This is a genomic window from Chlorogloeopsis sp. ULAP01 (assembly GCF_030381805.1).
Taxonomy (GTDB): Bacteria; Cyanobacteriota; Cyanobacteriia; order Cyanobacteriales; family Nostocaceae; genus Chlorogloeopsis.
The window spans coordinates 1-20,340 of record NZ_JAUDRH010000025.1 but is presented as its reverse complement, the minus strand read 5'-3'; the positions used below and the strand labels follow the sequence as shown (position 1 = coordinate 20,340).

At 40.6% G+C, this 20,340-nt stretch carries 18 protein-coding genes; 7 read left to right on the top strand and 11 right to left on the bottom strand.

Annotated elements, in window-relative coordinates; genetic code table 11:
- Nucleotides 1–329: 329 nt before the first annotated feature.
- The 5 genes from QUB80_RS33945 to QUB80_RS33925 form a co-directional block, all read right to left on the bottom strand.
- Nucleotides 330–1,601 (bottom strand): glucose-1-phosphate adenylyltransferase, encoded by a 1,272-nt coding sequence (locus QUB80_RS33945; RefSeq protein WP_289793868.1) that lies wholly within the window; start codon nucleotides 1,599–1,601, stop codon nucleotides 330–332.
- A 73-nt stretch (nucleotides 1,602–1,674) separates the two neighbouring features.
- Nucleotides 1,675–1,839, bottom strand: coding sequence for a hypothetical protein (locus tag QUB80_RS33940; protein WP_289793867.1), 165 nt, complete (start codon nucleotides 1,837–1,839; stop codon nucleotides 1,675–1,677).
- Between the two features lie 334 nt (nucleotides 1,840–2,173).
- Nucleotides 2,174–3,826 (bottom strand): hybrid sensor histidine kinase/response regulator, encoded by a 1,653-nt coding sequence (locus tag QUB80_RS33935; protein WP_289793866.1) that lies wholly within the window; start codon nucleotides 3,824–3,826, stop codon nucleotides 2,174–2,176.
- A 234-nt stretch (nucleotides 3,827–4,060) separates the two neighbouring features.
- Nucleotides 4,061–4,519, bottom strand: a complete 459-nt coding sequence (locus tag QUB80_RS33930; protein WP_289793865.1) for a response regulator — start codon at nucleotides 4,517–4,519, stop codon at nucleotides 4,061–4,063.
- 70 nt (nucleotides 4,520–4,589) lie between these two features.
- Nucleotides 4,590–6,854, bottom strand: a complete 2,265-nt coding sequence (locus QUB80_RS33925) for an ATP-binding protein (protein WP_289793864.1) — start codon at nucleotides 6,852–6,854, stop codon at nucleotides 4,590–4,592.
- A 273-nt stretch (nucleotides 6,855–7,127) separates the two neighbouring features.
- On the opposite strand from QUB80_RS33925, the gene QUB80_RS33920 reads away from it, so the two are divergent.
- Together QUB80_RS33920 and QUB80_RS33915 are read left to right on the top strand one after the other, a co-directional pair.
- Nucleotides 7,128–7,364, top strand: a complete 237-nt coding sequence (locus tag QUB80_RS33920) for a hypothetical protein (protein WP_289793863.1) — start codon at nucleotides 7,128–7,130, stop codon at nucleotides 7,362–7,364.
- Nucleotides 7,365–7,430: 66 nt separating this feature from the next.
- A complete protein-coding gene (locus QUB80_RS33915) occupies nucleotides 7,431–8,045 on the top strand; it encodes a sensor histidine kinase (protein WP_289793862.1) in 615 nt (204 codons plus the stop codon).
- Nucleotides 8,046–8,124: 79 nt separating this feature from the next.
- Here QUB80_RS33915 and QUB80_RS33910 read toward each other — a convergent pair whose 3' ends face one another.
- The 4 genes from QUB80_RS33910 to QUB80_RS33895 all read right to left on the bottom strand — a co-directional run bounded on the left by QUB80_RS33910 (nucleotide 8,125) and on the right by QUB80_RS33895 (nucleotide 13,788).
- Nucleotides 8,125–9,447: a CO2 hydration protein gene (locus QUB80_RS33910; RefSeq protein ID WP_289793861.1), complete on the bottom strand. Its 1,323-nt coding sequence runs from the start codon at nucleotides 9,445–9,447 to the stop codon at nucleotides 8,125–8,127.
- Between the two features lie 157 nt (nucleotides 9,448–9,604).
- Nucleotides 9,605–10,189: a CDP-alcohol phosphatidyltransferase family protein gene (locus tag QUB80_RS33905; protein WP_289793860.1), complete on the bottom strand. Its 585-nt coding sequence runs from the start codon at nucleotides 10,187–10,189 to the stop codon at nucleotides 9,605–9,607.
- 164 nt (nucleotides 10,190–10,353) lie between these two features.
- Nucleotides 10,354–11,856 carry an NADH-quinone oxidoreductase subunit M gene (locus QUB80_RS33900; protein ID WP_289793859.1) on the bottom strand — a complete coding sequence of 501 codons (1,503 nt, stop codon included), beginning with the start codon at nucleotides 11,854–11,856 and terminating at the stop codon, nucleotides 10,354–10,356.
- A gap of 69 nt (nucleotides 11,857–11,925) precedes the next feature.
- On the bottom strand, nucleotides 11,926–13,788 hold the full coding sequence (locus tag QUB80_RS33895) for an NAD(P)H-quinone oxidoreductase subunit F (protein ID WP_289793858.1): 1,863 nt from the start codon (nucleotides 13,786–13,788) through the stop codon (nucleotides 11,926–11,928).
- 407 nt (nucleotides 13,789–14,195) lie between these two features.
- Here QUB80_RS33895 and QUB80_RS33890 point away from each other — a divergent pair, with 407 nt between their 5' ends.
- The 4 genes from QUB80_RS33890 (at nucleotide 14,196) to QUB80_RS33875 (ending at nucleotide 16,732) form a co-directional block, all read left to right on the top strand.
- Nucleotides 14,196–14,567: a hypothetical protein gene (locus tag QUB80_RS33890; RefSeq protein WP_289793857.1), complete on the top strand. Its 372-nt coding sequence runs from the start codon at nucleotides 14,196–14,198 to the stop codon at nucleotides 14,565–14,567.
- 30 nt (nucleotides 14,568–14,597) lie between these two features.
- On the top strand, nucleotides 14,598–14,828 hold the full coding sequence (locus tag QUB80_RS33885) for a pentapeptide repeat-containing protein (RefSeq protein ID WP_289793856.1): 231 nt from the start codon (nucleotides 14,598–14,600) through the stop codon (nucleotides 14,826–14,828).
- 190 nt (nucleotides 14,829–15,018) lie between these two features.
- On the top strand, nucleotides 15,019–15,864 hold the full coding sequence (locus tag QUB80_RS33880) for a hypothetical protein (protein ID WP_289793855.1): 846 nt from the start codon (nucleotides 15,019–15,021) through the stop codon (nucleotides 15,862–15,864).
- Nucleotides 15,865–16,111: 247 nt separating this feature from the next.
- Nucleotides 16,112–16,732, top strand: coding sequence for a hypothetical protein (locus QUB80_RS33875; RefSeq protein ID WP_289793854.1), 621 nt, complete (start codon nucleotides 16,112–16,114; stop codon nucleotides 16,730–16,732).
- A 7-nt stretch (nucleotides 16,733–16,739) separates the two neighbouring features.
- Here the strand turns inward: QUB80_RS33875 and QUB80_RS33870 are convergent, their stop codons facing one another.
- Both QUB80_RS33870 and QUB80_RS33865 read right to left on the bottom strand, forming a co-directional pair.
- Nucleotides 16,740–16,913: a hypothetical protein gene (locus tag QUB80_RS33870; protein WP_289793853.1), complete on the bottom strand. Its 174-nt coding sequence runs from the start codon at nucleotides 16,911–16,913 to the stop codon at nucleotides 16,740–16,742.
- Nucleotides 16,914–17,174: 261 nt separating this feature from the next.
- Nucleotides 17,175–17,852, bottom strand: a complete 678-nt coding sequence (locus tag QUB80_RS33865; protein WP_289793852.1) for a HupE/UreJ family protein — start codon at nucleotides 17,850–17,852, stop codon at nucleotides 17,175–17,177.
- A 612-nt stretch (nucleotides 17,853–18,464) separates the two neighbouring features.
- Here QUB80_RS33865 and QUB80_RS33860 point away from each other — a divergent pair.
- Nucleotides 18,465–20,000 (top strand): FAD-dependent oxidoreductase, encoded by a 1,536-nt coding sequence (locus QUB80_RS33860; RefSeq protein WP_289793851.1) that lies wholly within the window; start codon nucleotides 18,465–18,467, stop codon nucleotides 19,998–20,000.
- Nucleotides 20,001–20,340: the final 340 nt, after the last annotated feature.

Below are 20,340 nucleotides of genomic sequence, written 5' to 3'. Positions count from 1 at the left end.
AGCCTCCTGGAGCGAGGAGCTAACGCACTTCGGCGGTAGACGCAAAGCGGCTTCTGTTAAATAGCCGCCGCTCTGAGTTCTCGTTTTATTACCGTTGTGTTACGGCTATGTAGAGATTTGAGCTTTTAAGAGAGTCAGATTAGCCGTAACGCACCAATAAATGCAGTGTGTTAAAGCAGCGCTTAACGCACCCCACAATTTAAGGTTTACTACAACCGCTCATAATTTGCGTGGCTGATTAGATTTACTGCGACTCAAGGTAAGTTCAGCTAGTTCACATTAGACGTAATTTTGCTTTATTGAGTGTTGTCTAGTTCAAACGCTAGATCCTAGACTACTGTTCCATCTGGAATTGTGGCATTTTTTAAGATTACAATGATGCCGCTCTTAATATAAAAGCCTCGCTCAGACTGATCTGCTTCTTCAATTTGTTGTTTGTTAATTAGTTCTACATTACTACCGATACGTGCATTTTTATCAACGATCACACGACGAATGATGGTATTTGCTCCAATACCAATAGGTACGCTCTCCGGCTTTGTATGTGTTTGATAGTAATCTGCACCCATGATTAAAGTGTCTTCAATTGTGCAGCCTGCCTCAATTTGCGTGCGAATGCCCAAAACAGAGTGATAAATCTGGCTATCTTTGATGATGCAACCTTCCCCAATCATAGAATCGGTGATTTGGCAATTCTGAATTTTGCTTGGGGGTAGCGATCGCCCTCTAGTGTAAATGGGTGCTTTTTCATCGTAGAAACTGAATGGTGGTTGTGGGTGCTTAGTCAGTGCCAGATTTGCCTCATAAAATGCTTCAATCGTGCCAATATCCTCCCAGTAGCCATCAAATAAATAAGCCTGAATGTTGTGAGTAGTTGCAGCTGCTGGAATGATTTCTTTACCAAAATCAGTTTGAGTAGGAAATTTCTCCAATAAATCTACTAACACCTCTGGCTTAAAAACATAAATCCCCATCGAGGCTATATAAGGCTTTTGTCTGGCTCCTTCTGGAGTTAATCCTAGTAGAGTTGTGTCAACACGCATTGACTGCAATGCTTCACCTTTGGGTTTTTCGCTAAAGCTGAGAATTCTACCAGCACGATCCATCTTCATTAAGCCAAAGGCAGAGGCGTGCTTTTCATCCATTGGCACAACAGCGATCGTTATATCAGCGTTGGTTTCCCGGTGACGCTGTATAAATTTGCTGTAATCCATGCGATATAGGTGATCTCCTGAGAGAATTAGATATTCGCTAGTATCCCATTCTTGGAATAGCGAGAGATATTGACGTACGGCATCGGCTGTTCCTTGAAACCAATTAGAACTTTGTGGAGTTTGTTGAGCAGCTAAAACCTCCACAAATCCTTCATAAAAGCCAGAAAAGTTGTAGGCATGGGAAAGGTGACGATTGAGAGATGCTGAATTAAACTGTGTTAGCACATAAATTTTATAGATTTCGGAATTAATGCAGTTACTAACAGGAATATCAATAAGGCGATATTTTCCTGCTAGAGGAACAGCAGGTTTGGCGCGGAGCTTAGTTAAAGGATAAAGTCGGGTACCAGCACCTCCACCAAGAATTATTGCAAGTACTTTTTTCACAGCAACCTCTTTGCTAGTTCTTATTCTTCCGAAATCGGCTAATTCAGTTTTTGCCTCAATCGTCCTATAGTATTCAATAGTTTGAGCGGATGAGAGTACACTCATCGACTTTGAACCATCGTCTCTTACCACGTCGCATTTTTACTAAAACACGACCAGGTTTCCACCAAGTAGAAGGAATAACAATACCGTTACTCCCATTGGGGAGTTGGACGAGTGTACCTGGAATGATAGTCATAGAAACTTGTGAAAAATTAGAGATTTTGAGAAGAAATTAAAAAACTATTCTTGGAAATCCATGTTTATTTCTTGCCAATTCAGAAAAATTCCACGGGTATGAATACTCGCAAAAGTCTTGATTGGAAGTGCAGATAGCAGAATATTAAGGAAATCTAAAGAATGATAAAAGTTTAGCTAATCTTTATGTTTGTTTTAATTATTTAAATATTTATTTACATATTTCAAGTAATTACTTCAGAAAATGTTACATTTTCTTAACATTACAGTGTAAGTATTTAGTGTTTATACCATTTTGTAAAAAAATATTATTATTTTCTCCTCAGTCCAGGATGCTAAATTTGAGTTGGTCGCTTGGGTAAAGTGACAGTTACCTTTGTCCCTTGCTCCTGGTGACTTTCTAACCTCAGTTCACCGCCATGTAACTCGACACAAGCTTTGACAATGGATAATCCTAAGCCTGTTGCGGGAATTTTTTCAAAGTTACTACCATGACTAACAGATGCCAACAAGTTTTGTTGATCTTCGATTGGTATACCAATTCCCTCGTCTTTGACTTCAAAAACAATATAGGAATCGGCTCCCATTAAGTGAACTTCAATGTTTCCACCTTCCGGGGAATATTTAATGGCATTGGCTAATAGGTTAGCGATAATTGGGCGCAATAATTTCTGATCACCCCAAAAGCCTCTTGTATTCCCTGTAATTTTGAAAGTTAATTGGTGGCGATCGCTAATTTTTCTTCGGTGTTCTTCAACAATGTCACAGAAGAATTGCAATAATTCAAATGGCAACGGTGTAAAACTTACTTTGCCAAATTCAAGCTTCTCAATCACCAGCAGGTTATCTACTAGTTGACTCATTTGTCTGGCTTTGTCTTCAATCAACTCCAAGAAATGCTGATTTCTCGACTCATCCAACTTTTGATGATGTTGCAAAAGCGTTGATGCGGCTGCCAGAATAGATGCTAAGAAAGTTCGATATTCACAAGAAACAGTTGTGACAAACTGGGATTTAAAAGCGTTGAGTTGCTTTTGATTCTCCAAATCTACAAGTGCTTTAGTAAATCTTTCTGCTTGATGAATAGTACTCGCTAGATGCTCTACTAATTCATTGAGAATGTCTATTTCATCTGGTTGCCACTGCCGCTTGTCTAAACTCTGAGAAGCAACTAACAAGCCCCACAATTTAGTAAAAGTTTCCTCAGAGTCATTCAATAAAATGGGAACGAGTAGATATGTTTTTTTGGGAACTTTCTTATGAGTGTGAGCAACCAATCTTGAAGCTTGAATATTATTTTCTATGTTTGCTTGGAATTCCTCAACAAAAGCCGTGAATTTTTCAAGTGGATCACGGGAAATGCTAAAGCCAGCCTCACATAGTTTTTTGAGATTGAATGGAGCGGATTTGGTTGTGAAGTTGTGATCTGAATTGGAAATGACTTGGTAGATTGTGACCTGATCGCACTCTAACAGTCGCTGTACTTCTTGGGCAGTTGTCTGTAATATTTGTTCTAAGTTGAATGATTGACGAATACGCAAAGCGATCGTTGCAGCCAATTGCTGTTGTTTTTGCATCTTGCTGAACTGGTTTTGCAGGTGTGACTTTTGGATCGCATTACGAACAGTCAGTTGCAGCACATCCGGTTGCAGATGTTGTTTTACCAAGTAATCTTGAGCGCCCAGTTTCATTGCTTGTACAGCAACCCGCTCATCACCTTGTCCAGTTAACATGATCACAGGAAGCTTGACTTCTAAATGTTGTTGCTTTAGTTCATCTAGAAACTCAAGTCCGCTCATATCCGGCAGACAAAAGTCAAGTAGAATAGCATCACAGTGTTTTTTTTGGCAAAGCTCAAGTCCTACCTCTGCTGAGGCAGCTTCCAAAATTTGGTAAGACTGATGAGGATCGCTTAGAAGGTACTCGCGATAAATTTCTCGATCCTCTGCACAATCATCGGCAATCAGGAGTGTCCAAATATTTGACATGAAGCAAACAGGAGAAATCTCCTTGATTCAATAAAGTCACAGATTGCAAATTATAAATAAAATTGACGTGCAAAAATTTTTTTGATACTTCCTAATCATATCAAAATTTTCTCAGGATAAACGCGAGATTTCCTGTCTTTACAAGGTTTCACAAGATGAGGGGAGCGTTCGCTGCCTCCCCCAAAAAACTCTCTTTGAATGCGACTACCGTACAGTGTCGAGAAAGCACTCTGTTCATTGAGCCGAATTAGAGATTGGTGGAATATTAACTTCCAACCAGTACTCCACAAACGCTTGAACTGTTTTCTCTAGTTCATTAGAGTCTACTGGTTTAATCAGATAGCCATTGGCTCCCTTTTGATAACAAAATTCAATGTCTTTGGGATTTGAGGAAGTTGTAAAGACGACGATTGGAATTTCTCTTAAATTCCGATCTTGCTTAAGTTGCTCTAGCACATCACGCCCATCAGTACCCGGTAAATTTAGGTCGAGCAAGATTACAGAGGGGCGTGGCAAACTATCTTGATTACCATAATCCCCTTCTTGATAAAGGAAATCTAAAACTTTATCTCCATTAGTACAGCGATAAATAGGATTTTGTACTTCCATCTGCTGCATTAGTAACTGCAACACCTCAAAATCCTCATCACTATCCTCAGCGATTAATAGTGGCTCGCACTGCTTGGTTGCCATTGGGATCATTTAAAGTTTGATATTATTTCATATGATTTTACAATAATTTACATTATTTAACTTATCTTAATTATGCGAGACTAAAGTAAAAAGTTGAGCCAACGTCTACGGTAGACTCCACCCAAATTCGTCCGCCATGACGTTCAATAATTTTTTTGGTAATTGTCAGCCCTGCTCCTGTACCACCACCGTATAGGTGTTGTTCGTGCAACCGCTTGAACAACCGGAAGATAATGTCAAGATGTCGTTCTCGAATGCCGATGCCGTTATCTTTGACGTAGAAAGTAATTGGGAATTGGGAGGATTGTTGGTTAACTTTTTGAGATTTTCCAGTACCCAGCACCCAATCGCCAGTCCCTTCTTCGCCCAAGTAGCCAATTTCAATCCATTGCTCTGCCTTATTGTTATACTTGAGAGCATTGCTGAGAAGGTTAGTGAAAACTTCACTAATGAGGACAGGATCGCAATTAACTACAGGTAAAGGTCGCGGAATGCGAATCTGAGCTTGGAAGTCTTGACGGCTAATGCGTAAATCTTCCAGTACCCTATTGACAATAAGGTTGATATCTGTAGGTACAAAATGTAGCTCTGCTTGCCCCAGTCGCGAGAACTTGAGTAAGACATCAATCAAAGACTCCATCCGACGGGTAAGACGAATTAAAGTTTGCAAGCGAGATTTACCTACGTCATCTAACACCGACTCATAACCTCTTAACAACAGCGTCGAGAAATTATGAATGCCTCGCAAAGGTTCCTTGAGATCGTGAGAAGCGGCATAGGCGAAGGAATCTAGCTCCTGGTTGCTACGCTCTAATTCTTGATTGATTTGGGCTAATTCATCTGCTTTATTGAGGACAATACCGACGATCGCATTCCTGAGATCCAACGCTTGCTCTAACTCACACGCTTTCCAAGGCAGTGATGTGAATTGAACTGTTTCCTGCCATTGTTCAAATGATTTGCGGGGAGATAGTGTTATAGTGCCATCTGCTTTGACAGTGGTAGAACCATTTGGATTACCTGCCCAGTTTACTGTTTGCAAAACTTCTGGACGGAACCAGAGAATATAACATCGGCGAACCTTGGAAATTTGCAGCAGCAGCAAGCCACTAGCGACATCTTTAAATGCCAGAGTTTCTGGGTAAAGTTTTGGCAGCAAATTAGTATGAAATAGGGGATTGCTGACTTGGGTATCAGCCCAATCAATTAAGTCGCGAACCTGCTCAACTGTTGGTGTCAACCCCACCAGTGTGATTTCATCTTCCAAACAAACGGCTGCTCCTTGAGCATTTACCAAATCCAGCAGGCGAGGCGCAGGATTAACAAGTGCTTGTTTGAGGTTATCAGCTTGGGATATTGATTCTATAAAATCTGATTGCAAAGATCTAAGTTTGACTATGTAGTCTAGTTCTTCACGATCAACTTTATTGGTTAGTTCCGAAACTACGAACTGCGCTAATAACTCGCAGGCTTCGCGAATTTCGTAAGGGACAAATTTTGGTGTCTGATGATGGCAGGAAATTAATCCCCACAGGGTTTGACCTTTGACTAGGGAAATGACCATAATGGCCGCTACACCAATATTTTGGTGGTATTCAACACAGCAAGGATCAACACTCCGCAGCACTGCCAAGCTGAAATCTAGTGGTTGTTGAGTCACGAGGTTTTTTGGCGGAACCAACTCTATTGCTTGCGCACTCAAATCAGGGATAAATCTCGACATACCGCGTTTGTAAGCTTCTCTGACTGGCTCTGGTATATCTGTGGCGGGATAGTGCAAATCCAGATAAGACGGTAGATGATCCTGCTTTGCCTCTGCGATTACTTTCCCTGCTCCTTGGAAGTCAAATTGATACACCATAACTCGATCAAACCCAGTTAGATTCCGAACCTCTTGAGTCACTAACTGTAAAAATTCGCTAGTACTGGATACTTGTTGCAGTTGAGCAATCGCTCCTTTGAGGAGCGCAGAAATACTAAAGAAATTTTCTTGTGTCTGTGGAACTACTGGCTCAAGTTCTAGAACAATAACATTTGTTGTTCGATGCAGCAGAACGTTAAAGGAGCGATCGCCCTTTGGGGTGCGAATTAATATTTTGCTCGGATTAATACCACTAAAATCTTTCGACAAGCACTTGTTAATTGCTTGAATTTGTGAATCCTCTAGCAATGTATCGAGGGTTTGTCCAAGCAAATTCTGATGGGGAATTCCTAGATGAGCCTGAGTATTAACACTTACTTGCAGAATCTTTAGCTCAGGATGCGACAACACTAAAAGAATTCCATGAGGCTGAATTGAACGAGAAAAATAAATTAATTTGCGATCGTGACTCATCTAATTCCCTGTGTAATCACTAATACCCATTACCTGATACCGAGTAACCCAGTACCGGGAGCAGCGTTCCTTCCCCACCAATCACGGTAGAGGAATGGGGTAAATCGTCGCCGCTACTTGTTGCTCAAAAAATATTTCGATTAGTTACAATCACTGCAAGAATCTAAATAAAATATTAAATTATTCCAAAGGAAGACAGGATTTAAAAAAATGGCAATTAACAAAATCTAAAGAAAATATTAAAATTTTCCATAAATATACAGGAATGAAACGATGCATATCAACACTTCGATGCTGCGATTGACTTGGTCTGTAATTGAAGATACCCCAAGTAGCGAACTGCTTGCTCTGACAGATACTGGGTTAATCAAGCTGATCCTGCAACAAATTGCCAGCAAGATTCTGTTGAATGGAGAAGAAGTCTGTGCATTGTACACTTACATTGCCTCTAGAACGTCGCTGATTCGGGATATTGCGGAATCTCGTGTCTTAGCAACCAGTCTTATGTAAGGAAGCGAACGCAAACTAGCCCTCTTGACAACACCTTTATAGCTAGTAAAAAGGCAGGAATTTTGGATGAGCGCCGATCCCTTTCCACAAACTAGTAGTTGTTACCTCAACTCAGTCACCTGTTGGCATCACAGTGAATTGGAATTATCGTTATTAAGCAGAATTGACAATGCAATAGAAGTATCTGTAATGCCAGCCCATCTCGATGCAGAGATTGCGCCTTTGGCAATGGATACAATTGATTTACAAATTTGGATTCCCTCTATCGTCCGGTTGTTTAAAGAACGCATTTGCAGTCAACAAAAACAATTGTATATAGTAACAAGTGCCGAGCTTCCATTATTAACAACCAATATTTCTGACTTGGAGCGGATTTTAGTTGAATTACTAACCAATGCTTGCAATTACACACCTATTGGTAAAGCGATCATTGTCTGTGCATATACCACAGCCAACACTACACAACTGAGTGTTAGTAATTCAAGTGTTGAGAGAGATGGAACTGGATTAGGATTGGCGATTGTGCAAAAATTAGCGCAGCGCTTAGGAGCCTCAATTTTTGTTGAGAGTGCGAATGAGCAAATCACGTTCACCCTACAGTTTCCGCACAAGCTGACGGCAAAAAGAGGTACCAATTCCAGAAATAGCGATGGCGAGCGTATTCGTTTTCTTACGTGTTAATTCGTTGAAATATTCCCCAGCCCTTATGGGTGGGGATTCAACAACTAGTTTGAGCAGGTATAGCTTTGATGGAAATATATTACCGATAATCCTGTCGCTGAATTTGACGCAAACGAGCCGCATCCCGCATACCATATTCAGGACGACAAAAACGATTTAATTGCGCTTCAAAGAATTCTCGATTGGCTTGTAAATGCTTAGGATTTTGATCATCTAAAGGATATAAAAGTGCTGTTCGCAAAGCTTGAATTACCGCAGAAGTGACATTGTACATCGAACGTTGGAAGCTGATTCCCAACTGAATCAACATATCTTCTTCACCCCGGCAATGTTTTTTGTAATACTCAACCAAATAAGCAGGCAAGAAATGTAACATATCTTGCATTAATAATGTTGGTGGAATACCTGCTGTACCAACAGGAAATACGTCGGCATAGAGAATTCCATAGTGGAAATCTTCTTGCTTGTCAGGAACTTGCCCGACTTGAGCATTGTAAGATTTTGTACCACGGAAAGGGGCGGTACGATAAAACACAGCTTCTACATATGGTAGTGCTGCCTCGTAAAGCCAGGTGAAGCCTTTAGATTTGGGGACAATTTCGTAGCATTCACCTCGAATATAAACATGATGGTAAATAGGGCGCCCGGCGATCGCAAAAATTCCATTCACCAAAAAATTCATGGCATCGGGTACACCTTTAAACCCGCCTTCGTCGTAAATGTCTGACATTTCAAAGAAAACGGGAGCCATTACTTCCCAGAATAAGCCGAGATTGGCATAGTAAGACATCTGACGGCACTGTTCCAAAAACATATCAGGAAACAGTTTGTAAAGTCCCAACATCACGGGATTGCCTTGAAAGTATGCCTTAATTGCCCTATTGGCATTAGCTTTGTACTCTTCGCTATCCAGATAAGCATCAAACTGGTTTACTGGCGCATACATATGACGATGCCAGAGCATAGCCCGCATACAAGCTTCAGCAAATTCCATATTGATGCGATCGTGGAACAAATGATGCAATAACTTTGGCATTTTAAAAGTTTCACCTTTTTCCATAAATGCCAAAAGTTCGGGATGGGCAGTTGCTTCACCACGCCAAATTCGTAAATCGGCATCATCACCAGCATAGTGATTGTGGCGCTCTAAATACTCTTTGGGCAAGAAGTACTTAAAAAATGCTAACGGGTTTAAAAATACACGTTCGGCAATATAAAGCAAGTCACGCCAATAAAAATCCATCGGCACTGCATAAGCTTTATAAATACCGATAATTTGCATCAGGTTTTCTGGCGTATCTGGTAACATCGAACCGCCAGCTTCCAGACGATGAATTATTTCTGCAAATTCATGTGTAGAAGGCGGTAATTTAGTTACAGGTTTATCTGGAGTTTGTACCATTTAAATTTCCTCTTAGTTGAAAATAAGGCAGCTATGCTGGAGGCAGGAGGCAGAAGGAATAAATAGGTAATAATGTATGGGAAAGAGAAGGAGTGGGGGAGTGCGGAACAAGGAGATAAGCAGAGTATATAGACAACTCACTACTAACTACTAACCATTAACTAATTTCTGTCACTTCATTTCGCAACTTTAAAGCATGAAAAATACTCAAAACATCATGCGTCCATATTGGTAATATGAGCGTTATGGCTATTTCTTCTAAAGTGTGAATAACACCAACAATACAACTAAGCCATAAGGTAATCCCTGCATAATCGAATCCGAAAAGAGCAATAATGGTAACAAAAAGAGTGATTCCCCAAAACTTTGCCGAGTAAGTGTGATAGCTAGCAGGTTTACCATATTTCACCAGATTTACTATCCACCAAACCAACTGGGCAAAAATAACTATTAGTAAGGGCAGACGATAAGCAATGACAATATCTCGATATACTAACCATGTGCTAGCAGCTATACAAAGATAAAGGTAAACGTCAGCCCAACTATCAGCTTGCCGGAGTTGGGCAGTACTAACATTCAACCGTCTGGCAATTACTCCATCCAAGATATCCGAGAGGAAGGCAGTCACAAAGGCGACAATGAACCAAACGCTTGTTTTGCCATCAAGGGTATCCCAAACAAGCAAGGGAGCAATAAAAAAGCGAAGAATTACCAATCCACTCGGAATTAATGTCAAATTCATCTTTTCTACTGTATAGCTAAGTAATTCTCTATACATTAGCTGATGAGTTATTGGTCATTTGTTAGTGGGTAGTAGTTTTGTTGATAATTTTACCGTTCAAACTGATAATTTATCTTCTAAACCCACCCGTACAGTAGTTAGTGGTTATTTTCCTACTCATCTGCTCATTCCTTAAGGGCTAGTTGAGGAGTCACTGTTTTTTCTAAAGCAGGTATTGTTGCAACAACAGCAGTTGTTGTTGGTTCAATCCAACGCACTAACCAAGTAGGTTGTACTCCCAAGAACAAGATTAAGGCTGCCAAAATTAGAGCTGGCATTTTTTCATACCACTGAACTTTAGGATAGTAGGCAAGGTTGTTGTCGAGTTTGCCGAAACAGGTGCGGTTGAGGAGGATCACAAAATAAACGGCTGTTAAGCCAGAAGCTACTACGCACATTAATGTGGGGATAGGAAAGACAGAGAAAGTGCCTTGAAAGACGATAAATTCAGCAATAAATCCTGTCATTCCAGGAATACCTGCACTAGCCATTCCGCCTAAGACAAGTAAGGCGCTGATGAAGGGTAAACCTCGGATCGGACTCATCAAGCCATTGAGTTTATCTAGTTCGCGAGTTCCCACCTTGGCTTCTACAACTCCTACCAAATGGAAGAGGATCGCGAGGATAATACCGTGGCTAACCATTTGGGCAACTGCACCTACAAGTGCTAAGGAAGTGCTGGCAGCAGCAGCTAGGAGTATGTAACCCATGTGTCCGATGGAACTGTATGCCACCATGCGCTTGATGTCTTTTTGAGCGATCGCGACAACAGCTCCATAGATAGCACTTACTGCTCCCCAAATTGCTAAAGATGGGGCGAGAATACTCCAAGCTTGGGGAAACAACATCATGCCAAACCGCAAAATACCGTAAGTTCCTAGTTTTGCCAATACACCACCAAGAAGAATGGCGATCGGGGCGGAAGCTTCAACATAAGCGTCTGGTAACCAGGTATGCAAAGGAATTAGGGGAATCTTAATACCAAAACCTAGTAATATTCCCAAAAGTAAAGTTATTTGCAGTACCGTTGATAAAGCCTGGGTAGAGAGGGAATCGTAATTAAAGTTGGGAGAGCCAGTTAGCCAAACTATGCCTAAGAAAGTAGCTAGAATTAAAGCTCCGGAAACAGCAGTATAAATGAGGAATTTAATCCCGGCGTAGGCTCGTCTTTGCCCTCCCCAAATCGAAATTAGCAGATAAAAGGGTATTAATTCAAGTTCGTAAAACAGGAAAAATAGTAACAAATTTTCTGCTAGAAATGCTCCTGCGACTCCACCACTCACTAATAAAATGAGGGAATAAAAAAGCCGAGGACGTTCTGTTTGCTGACTACTGCTGTAAATAGCAATCCAGGTAAGCAAGCTATTTAAAATCAGCATTAATATGGAAATTCCATCAACTCCAAGTTGATAACTTAAGCCAAGAGTTTCGTTCCAGGGTAGATACTCTTGTAATTGCATCCCTGGATTATTGATATCAAATTTGAAGAGAATGAAAAGATTCCACAGAAGAGCTATCCCAGCTAGAGTTAATGCTCCTAAACGGATGCGATTAGCAGGAATATTGCTAGGTAAAAATGCTATCAAAGCAGCAGTAATTATTGGGAGCCAAATCAAAACACTGAGCATGATTAAGTGGGAATTTTAAAGTTTTTCTTACCCTAATTTTTGTTTCTTAAAGACTAACTAAGCACGAACCTAAAACATCAATTCCAAAAACTGATTTCCCCAGAACGGCCAAGTAACAAACATTCCCAAAACGCCAACTCCAAGCAGAACTGTAAAAGCATAAAATTGAGTTTGTCCGGAGGTTATGTACTTGAGACTTTCACCACCACCAATAGAAGCCAAACCAACTAAATTAACAATGCCATCGACAACAAAGCGGTCAACAATATCGGCTAATTTAGAAAGCAGGTCAACACTCAAAACTATGCTCATACGATAGAGTTTTGGAGTGTAAAAGTCGTAGGCAATCAAATCTTGCAAAGGCTGCCAAGGGAGGCGAATTGGCTTAGGAATAAGATTGCTGAGATAAACTACGCAACTAATGCTGCAACCAAAAATACTCGACCACATCAGTAGCAAAGCAACATCTTTATTTAGACTTGCCCAACTGGGTAGAAGTGATAAACTTTGCAACACCAAAGGCAGATGTAGAACAAAACCCAATAAAATCATCATGGGCAGAGCCATAGGCCAATGAACTTCTGGCGATCGCTGGCTCATTGGCTTGGGTTTACCACCAAAAATCAAACAGAATTCTCTTGTTAAACTAAAAGCTGTTAAAACGTTGACTGCAATTACCACTCCTACCAGCCAAGGTTGTATTTCCCACAGCCCTGAAGCTAATTCCAACAATGCCCAAAAGCTTCCTAAAGGTGGAAAACCAATTAATCCCAGGGTTCCAATTATATAGGCAAGCCCCGACATGGGACGGCGCGACCACAATCCACCCAATTGGGTAACATTTTGAGTAATACTGTTCCAGATAATTCCACCAGTACTCATTACCAACAATGCTGACGAGACGGCGTGGGTAAGTACCAACAATAATGCAGCTTCGTCTTGTTGCGTACCTACAGCAATAAACACCAAACCCATATAGGTGCTAACTGAATAGGATAAGCAACGTTTGATATCAATTTGAGCGATCGCAATAATCGAACCACCAAGTGCTGTTACTGCACCAATCGCTACCATCGCAGCAGAGGCGATCGGCGATAGATTCAAAACAGGTTGCAGTTTAATCAGTACCCAAGCACCGCTCGCTACTACCACAGAGTTCCGTAAAATGGTGCTGGGAACAGGCCCTTCCATTGCCTCATCTAGCCACAAATGTAGAGGGAATTGAGCGCATTTACCCATCGGCCCGGCAATGAGTGCCAAACCAACCAATGCCATGAGTGTAGGATCAACATTAGCAGTAGCCGCCCAATTAGCTAATTCGGTGTAATTCCAAGTTCCAGCTAAAGGCCAGATCGCCAGTACCCCCATCAGTAGAAATAAGTCACCTACACGCTTAGTTAGAAAAGCATCCCTAGCACCGGTAACTACCAGAGGCTGGCTAAACCATAGTCCGACTAACAGGTAAGTTCCTAAAGTCAGGATTTCCAGAATTACATAGCTAAAGAATAAGTTGTTGCAAAGGGCTAAAGCACAAAGTCCTGCTTCAAATAAACCCAGCAGAGAATAAAAGCGCGCCCAACCCCAATCCATTTCCATGTAGCCAATCGCGAAAATCTGTGCCAGCAAATTCAAGCCGGCAATAACCACCATTGCACCTACACTTACTGAAGAAATTTCTAAATCGATAGAGAGATTTAAACCAGCAACACTCAACCAAGGTATGGACACTTCATAAGGTGGCTGGCTCCACACGGCTGAAAATACCAATGTAGAATGCAGAAACGCGAAAAATGTCATGATTAAATTGACATAACCCGCAGGTCTTGGCCCAGTACGGCGAATAATTCCCGGCGACCAAGGCACAGCAAGCAATGCACCCATCAAAGCGTAACAAGGCACCAGCCAAACAGTTTCTAGTAAGAATTGAGCCATAGACTCATTTACCTCTAAATATGCAGAAAAACAAAGAGCGGTCGTGAAAACACAACCGTTGCTTCCAAGCAAAGTAAAGTATGAAAAAAATTTAATTTTTGTTTAATCTCTATTAAAGATAGATTAACCTTATATGTCCAAAAATGGAATTACCTAACCTAGATAATTAAACGATATTTGCTCTAATAAATTCTTATATTTTGATTATCAAATGATTACCATAGTTTTAACTCTATACATAATTTACTAATATAAATTTATACAGGATAATCTTGACATAGCTGCGATCGCCAACTTTTGTAGAAATAAAACGACGGATTAATCTTTAATAGTCGAAGGCAGAAGGCAGCACTTCGGCTACGCTCAGTAACCGGGCAGAAGGAATAAAGATTACCCTCGTTACCAGGTTGAACCTGGTAACCAAAACTAGAGCCTCTGGATCTTGCAAAAAGCTCAACGACAAGCCTTTAAATCTCAGCGATGAGTTTCTGAATTTCAATCATGAGTCTTTGAACTTCGATGATGAGTCTTTGAACTTCGATGATGAGTCTTTGAACTTCGATGATGAGTCTTTGAACTTCGATGATGAGTCTTTGAACTTCGTCGATGAGTCTTTGAACTTCGTCGATGAGTCTTTGAACTTCGTCGATGAGTCTTTGAACTTCGTCGATGAGTCTTTGAGCCTCGTCGATGAGTCTTTGAACCTCGGCAACAAGTCTTTGAACTTCAACAGTGAAAAATACTTAACTATTGCCAAATTGACAGAGTTGAGCGTGTAGTACAATTTCATCAACTCCCTGCAATTGGACATGGCTTTAGACTTCTCAGGTCAAAATCTCCGAGGACACTCCTTCAAAGGCAGGAAAGACCTTGCGGGTGCAAACTTAGCAGATGCTAGCTTTATTGGCACTGGTCTCAATGAGGCTAACTTGCAAGATGCCGATTTGTCAAGAGCAAAGCTCAAGCAAACCCAATTAGACGCAACTGATTTAACAGGTGCAACTCTCACCAAAAGACGACGGGGAAGCCCGTTCCTTTAAGGGGCGCTCAGAATCGTCGTCCGTCGTCTTGGGGCAAGGGGCATTCATGCATTGGCCAATGCCCAATTCCCAATTCACTTCGGCCCGCTTTCATCCCCCAGACTTCAGTCGGGGGATGAGCTTAACGGAGCCTATATTGAAGATTGGGGCATTACCAGAGAAACTAAATTAAATGGGGTGAGATGCGAATATGTCTTCATGCGCGTCCCCACAAAAGAAAACCCTGACCCCCCTCCGCAAACCTGATAATAAACAAGAGGTGTTTGCAGACGGGGATTTTGCTGACTTTATCCAGCCAATTTTTGACACACTCGACCTTTATCACAATCAAGGCGTCGATCCGCGTGCCATTGCCATTGCCTTTAAAAACCTGGCAGAAAATAATCCAGAAGCCGAGTTAGAAATCGTCGCAATGGAGAAACGTGGCAAAGATAAATTCTTGCTCAGAGCCAAAACTGCTGAAGGTAGCGATAAATCTCAACTTAGTGCCGAATACTTTGCTGACTATAATCAACTCAAAGCTTTGCAGCAGAGTCAGCAATTATTGCTAGTAGAAAAAGATAATTATATTAGTCAGTTAGTAACTACGATCCAAACAGCACTTCAGCAGCCGAAATTTAATATCCAAGGAGATACCAACGTGTCTGATATTAGTGGCATCAATATTCAAGGTAGTAGTGGTAGTTCTGTTGCTAACCTGGGAACTATCAGCGGTAATGTGAGTATTGCCCTCAATCAGTTGCCTGATGCAACCGATGCAGAAAAACCAGGAATTAAAGAATTATTGTCGCAGTTACAACAGGAAATTACACAGTCCTCATATTTGCCAGAAGAAAACAAAGCTGAGGCATTGGAGCAGGTGAAAGCTTTGGCAGAAGCGGGTAAAAATCCTCAAGAATCGACTCAGCAAAAGACTGCAAAAACAGCAATCACTATGTTGAAAGGGATATTTTCAGGCTTACCTGCTGTTGCCACATTAGTTGAAGCGGCTAATAAACTATTACCTGCGATTTCTAAGCTATTTGGTTTGGGGTGATATTGATTACTAGTGAACACTTATCGTTTAAGGTTGACGCGGGGACGCGGAGATAGGGAGACGTGGAGAGATTTTTATGACCTCCGTGGGTTTAAAATCCTTGATTTTGTGTTAGTCCGCGCAGGTGGACTACCCTTCGGGAAGCCGCTTACGCGTCTACGTTTGTTTAGCCCCAGACTTACAGTCTGAGGACGATTTGTCAAAACGGGATGTTTCTAATTTCTAAATTGTTTATTATGAGGTCGATATGGCTTTTAGCAGCTACAAAACTATAGGTGAAGTTCTCAAAGCTTTTCAAGTTATTTATACTGAAGCAAACTTTGTTGTCGAAATTCCATTTGATATCTCTAACTACTTTCGCGAAGACTTAGAAACAGTCATGCGTGAAGGAGTTGTTGATAACTCAGAGTTTGCAATCTGTGAAAATTTAATTTACCCAGTACTGAAAGAAGTTTGGAAGCGCTACAGCAGCAAATTTATTTTGTGGAGCCATCAGTCTCTCAATTACGATGAGAAATTATCCGGTTTTCCTGAATATATTCTGGCGAAAAGGTCACCTTTAGGAAAAGTTGTATTTGATAAACCTTACTTTATTTTAGTAGAAGCCAAACAAGATAACTTTGAAGCTGGTTGGGCGCAATGCCTAGCAGAAATGATTGCTGCTGCAAGACTTAATAACGAGCTGCAAATTACTATATATGGTATTGTTTCTAATGGCGATCGCTGGCAATTTGGTAAGCTGGAAGGAGAAAATTTTACTAGAAATACCACCTTTTATACGATTCAAGAGCTAGAAAAACTCTTTGCTGCTGTTAATTATGTCTTCCAACAGTGTGAATCGCAGTTCAATAATTTAGTAACAGCTTAATTTTGCATCAACTAATAGGATAGTACTGAGTCACTATTGATACTGGTTGCTCAACTTCACTGATGGGAGCAGGTTTCATTTCTCCCCGAAAGTCGAGGATTTGAACAAGTAGAAGGTAGGCGATCGCTAAAATAATTGATATAGCGCCTGTAATAATGGCAACAATTTTTGAGCGTTTCATCAGTATTTACTAACTTAGTTTTATATAGTTTATCGAAGTTAACAGTCAATAATATTCTCCGCCTGAGCGTGTTTGTTTGTCTACTCATTCCCAGAAATTTGCTATGACTTCAGAAAAATATTTATTCAAAAAATTAACCCAGCCACAGAAAATAGCTACTAGTACAATTCCAACACAAGGAAGTATGTTGATAATGACTCTGGCTAGAGTTTCTGGGCTGGGAATATTGGGAGATTAATTTAGCGAATTTGTACGTTAAGATTAACCAGTAATAGCTGTAGTTAAGAAGACAGTACCAATAGCAGCGATAGCCAAGCCAGCAAACCTTAACATTTTTATACCACTAAATTTGTTACTAACAGCAGAACCAATCAGCAAAGCACCAATTGCAACTACATACTGAATCACACTAAAACCTGCTAAGTAAGCAATCAAAGGTGTCATTTGAGCACCAACGATGGATTCGCCGTAAGCATAACCGTGGAATAAACCCGCGATCGCACCTAATCCTGCTAGTACTAGCCAGTTGGGTTTGCGAGACACCAATAGCATTACTCCAAAAGCAACTACAGAACAAGCAATGATGATTTCAGGAAATGGTAAATTATAGTTAAGAACATGAATACCTGTTCCTGCCATTGCAGTTAATACAAAAGCTGCGGGAATTAAAAAACTATTCTGCTGACCGATGCTAAGTAAACCTATAGCTACAACAAAAGCAAAATGGTCTAGTCCAATAACTGGGTGTGCTAAACCAGATATGAATCCTTCAAAGAAGTTAGACGGAATTTTACCACTTAAGGCGTGATGGGCTAAAACTGGATCAGTAGAACTTAATAGCCCTAAGCAAACTACAGACGCTATTATTATATACAGTCTTCCTGACGAAAATACTGAAGATTTAGTTTTCTTTGCAGTATAAAGCTGGATATTAGACATTTGATACCTCCCTGTTTAGGGTGATTAGCACATTGGTAAACATTTTGGTTACAAAAGTACAAAGTCAAAATTTTACCAATGTAACTTTCAGACGTTATCGCATATTATGCAATCCTACTGATGTGATGGCGACAAATTTATATTTATTCAATGATTTATACAAGCCTTTGTCAAACAAATGACTCATTCCGAAAAGAGCCTCATACTATTTCACGAAAAGACTGATATGGATGTACTCCACCGCCTACGGCACCTCCCCTTAGTAAGGGGAGGTTGGGAGGGGTTGAAGATGAATCACTCAAAAAGTGAAATGGTATCAGCCCTCTTTTATCACTTTCGGCAGAGAATAACCTAGAATCCTTACAGCATATGACTTTTACAAAAATATTGATTTCAGGCATTCTATTCAGAAAATAAACGCTCAAATGCTCCCTCTATCTACAGCTGAAAACTTGGCTCTTATTTTCTTTCCCCGTAGTTACAAAAGAGGGATCAGTCTTCCTGATTTGGTTTTTGCTGTAAGTTTATACTCCTCTAGAGTAAAAAGGTCTATTTAGGCGGCAGGAACGCGATACTTGTTAATAGTGTTGTGTGTATTCTTGGTTAATCTCTATGTCTTTGACTGAAGAAATTCTTTCTCAGCTACCGGGCGATGTTTTAGGAGGTTTGCGTCGCGCAGATAAAGTTTTATCATCCATCAAGTCAGGAACTGCACCAGTGCCGATGGTAGTCAAAGAAAGTCAGCAAAATTTAGGTGCTGTAGATTGGGATGTTTTAGTGTGCGGCGGTACTTTGGGGATTTTCATTGGTTGCGCCTTAGCTTTGCAGGGAGTGCGAGTAGGATTAATTGAGCGGGGAATTTTGCGGGGGAGAGAGCAAGAATGGAACATTTCTCGCCATGAATTACAAGTTTTTTTGCAGTTAGGTTTGTTAACAGATACAGAATTAGAAAAAGCGATCGCCACAGAATACAATCCCGCCAGAGTGGGCTTTCACAATGGCGTAGAAGTTTGGGTGCAAGATGTATTGAATATTGGTGTAGATCCAGTGTATTTACTGGAAACTTTAAAACAAAGATTTCTTGCTGCTGGTGGCAAGTTATTTGAAAACACGCCTTTTGATGAGGTGGTAGTTCACCCAGACGGAGTAATTGTAAATAATCAATACAAAGCTAGGCTATTAATTGATGCGATGGGGCATCTTTCGGCGATCGCTCAACAAGCACGGCAAGGACAAAAACCAGATGCCATATGCTTGGTTGTAGGAAGTTGCGCTCAAGGTTTTCCTGACAACAGCACGGGTGATTTATTGTTGTCGTTTACACCTATCCAAAACCAATGCCAATACTTCTGGGAAGCTTTTCCTGCTAGAGATGGCAGAACTACGTATATGTTTACCTACATGGATGCAGATCCACAACGGCAGGGTTTAGAAGCTTTGTTTGAGGATTATCTGCGTTTAATGCCGAAGTATCAAGGTGTAGAATTAAACCAGCTAACATTTCAAAGAGCGCTATTTGGCTTCTTTCCTTCTTATCGCCAAAGCCCACTGCAAACCCCTTGGAGCCGCATTTTAGCAGTAGGAGATAGCAGTGGTAGTCAATCACCTTTGAGTTTTGGCGGTTTTGGTGCAATGATACGTCACTTGCAGCGTTTAACTCAAGGCATTTATGAAGCACTGCAAACCAATCAATTATCTGCTACGGCGCTAGGATTACTACAACCATACCAACCGAATTTAAGTGTTACTTGGTTATTTCAAAAGGCAATGAGTGTTGGTGTGGATCAAAAAATTGCTCCCGATCAAATTAATCAATTGCTATCAGCAGTGTTTGCAGAAATGCAAAGCTTGGGCGAACCCGTATTAAAACCATTTTTACAAGATGTAGTAAATTTTTCGGGACTAACGCAAACATTATTAAAGACGAATTTTGCACATCCGGAAATAGTTGTCAGAATTATTCCACAAGTAGGTTTAGCAGCTTTGCTAGATTGGATGATTCATTACGGAAATTTAGGGATTTATTCTCTGTTGTTTCGATTGAGCAAAAAGTTAGAACCTTGGGAAAAGAATTTACCCAGCACTACTAAATACTATTGGCATCGCTGGGTTGATGCATGGAAGTTTGGTTCTGGAGGTGATTATTAGTATGATGCTAATGAATAGGTAAAATCGTGCCACTGATATTATGTCCGGTTAATCAAACTGAATAAAAATGTTTGCTCGTAGTGTGAGGTCTTTAGTCCTCAAGACAGGACTGAAATCCTTACTGAAAACTGTTTATTATGGGTGATTTAGTGAACATCATATGAAAGGTGGATTTTCTAGTTGTTCTTCAGATTAACGGTGGTAGAATTTATAGATTAATAGGGTGTGTTTGTTTATGATAATTAAGGGCTGTTAACAAGGTATTTTTCCAGGTCATCAAGAATAGCATTAATCGCAAAAATATCTGAACTATGCCAATGTCCGCCGACAAAATAAACTT

What these genes read in the sequence shown, in the direction of transcription:
- QUB80_RS33940 (WP_289793867.1), bottom strand. Translation starts at nt 1,839, where the DNA reads ATGACTATCATTCCAGGTACACTCGTCCAACTCCCCAATGGGAGTAAC.
- QUB80_RS33935 (WP_289793866.1), bottom strand. Translation starts at nt 3,826, where the DNA reads ATGTCAAATATTTGGACACTCCTGATTGCCGATGATTGTGCAGAGGAT.
- QUB80_RS33930 (WP_289793865.1), bottom strand. Translation starts at nt 4,519, where the DNA reads ATGGCAACCAAGCAGTGCGAGCCACTATTAATCGCTGAGGATAGTGAT.
- QUB80_RS33925 (WP_289793864.1), bottom strand. Translation starts at nt 6,854, where the DNA reads ATGAGTCACGATCGCAAATTAATTTATTTTTCTCGTTCAATTCAGCCT.
- QUB80_RS33920 (WP_289793863.1), top strand. Translation starts at nt 7,128, where the DNA reads ATGCATATCAACACTTCGATGCTGCGATTGACTTGGTCTGTAATTGAA.
- QUB80_RS33915 (WP_289793862.1), top strand. Translation starts at nt 7,431, where the DNA reads ATGAGCGCCGATCCCTTTCCACAAACTAGTAGTTGTTACCTCAACTCA.
- QUB80_RS33910 (WP_289793861.1), bottom strand. Translation starts at nt 9,447, where the DNA reads ATGGTACAAACTCCAGATAAACCTGTAACTAAATTACCGCCTTCTACA.
- QUB80_RS33905 (WP_289793860.1), bottom strand. Translation starts at nt 10,189, where the DNA reads ATGAATTTGACATTAATTCCGAGTGGATTGGTAATTCTTCGCTTTTTT.
- QUB80_RS33900 (WP_289793859.1), bottom strand. Translation starts at nt 11,856, where the DNA reads ATGCTCAGTGTTTTGATTTGGCTCCCAATAATTACTGCTGCTTTGATA.
- QUB80_RS33895 (WP_289793858.1), bottom strand. Translation starts at nt 13,788, where the DNA reads ATGGCTCAATTCTTACTAGAAACTGTTTGGCTGGTGCCTTGTTACGCT.
- QUB80_RS33885 (WP_289793856.1), top strand. Translation starts at nt 14,598, where the DNA reads ATGGCTTTAGACTTCTCAGGTCAAAATCTCCGAGGACACTCCTTCAAA.
- QUB80_RS33880 (WP_289793855.1), top strand. Translation starts at nt 15,019, where the DNA reads ATGTCTTCATGCGCGTCCCCACAAAAGAAAACCCTGACCCCCCTCCGC.
- QUB80_RS33875 (WP_289793854.1), top strand. Translation starts at nt 16,112, where the DNA reads ATGGCTTTTAGCAGCTACAAAACTATAGGTGAAGTTCTCAAAGCTTTT.
- QUB80_RS33870 (WP_289793853.1), bottom strand. Translation starts at nt 16,913, where the DNA reads ATGAAACGCTCAAAAATTGTTGCCATTATTACAGGCGCTATATCAATT.
- QUB80_RS33865 (WP_289793852.1), bottom strand. Translation starts at nt 17,852, where the DNA reads ATGTCTAATATCCAGCTTTATACTGCAAAGAAAACTAAATCTTCAGTA.
- QUB80_RS33860 (WP_289793851.1), top strand. Translation starts at nt 18,465, where the DNA reads ATGTCTTTGACTGAAGAAATTCTTTCTCAGCTACCGGGCGATGTTTTA.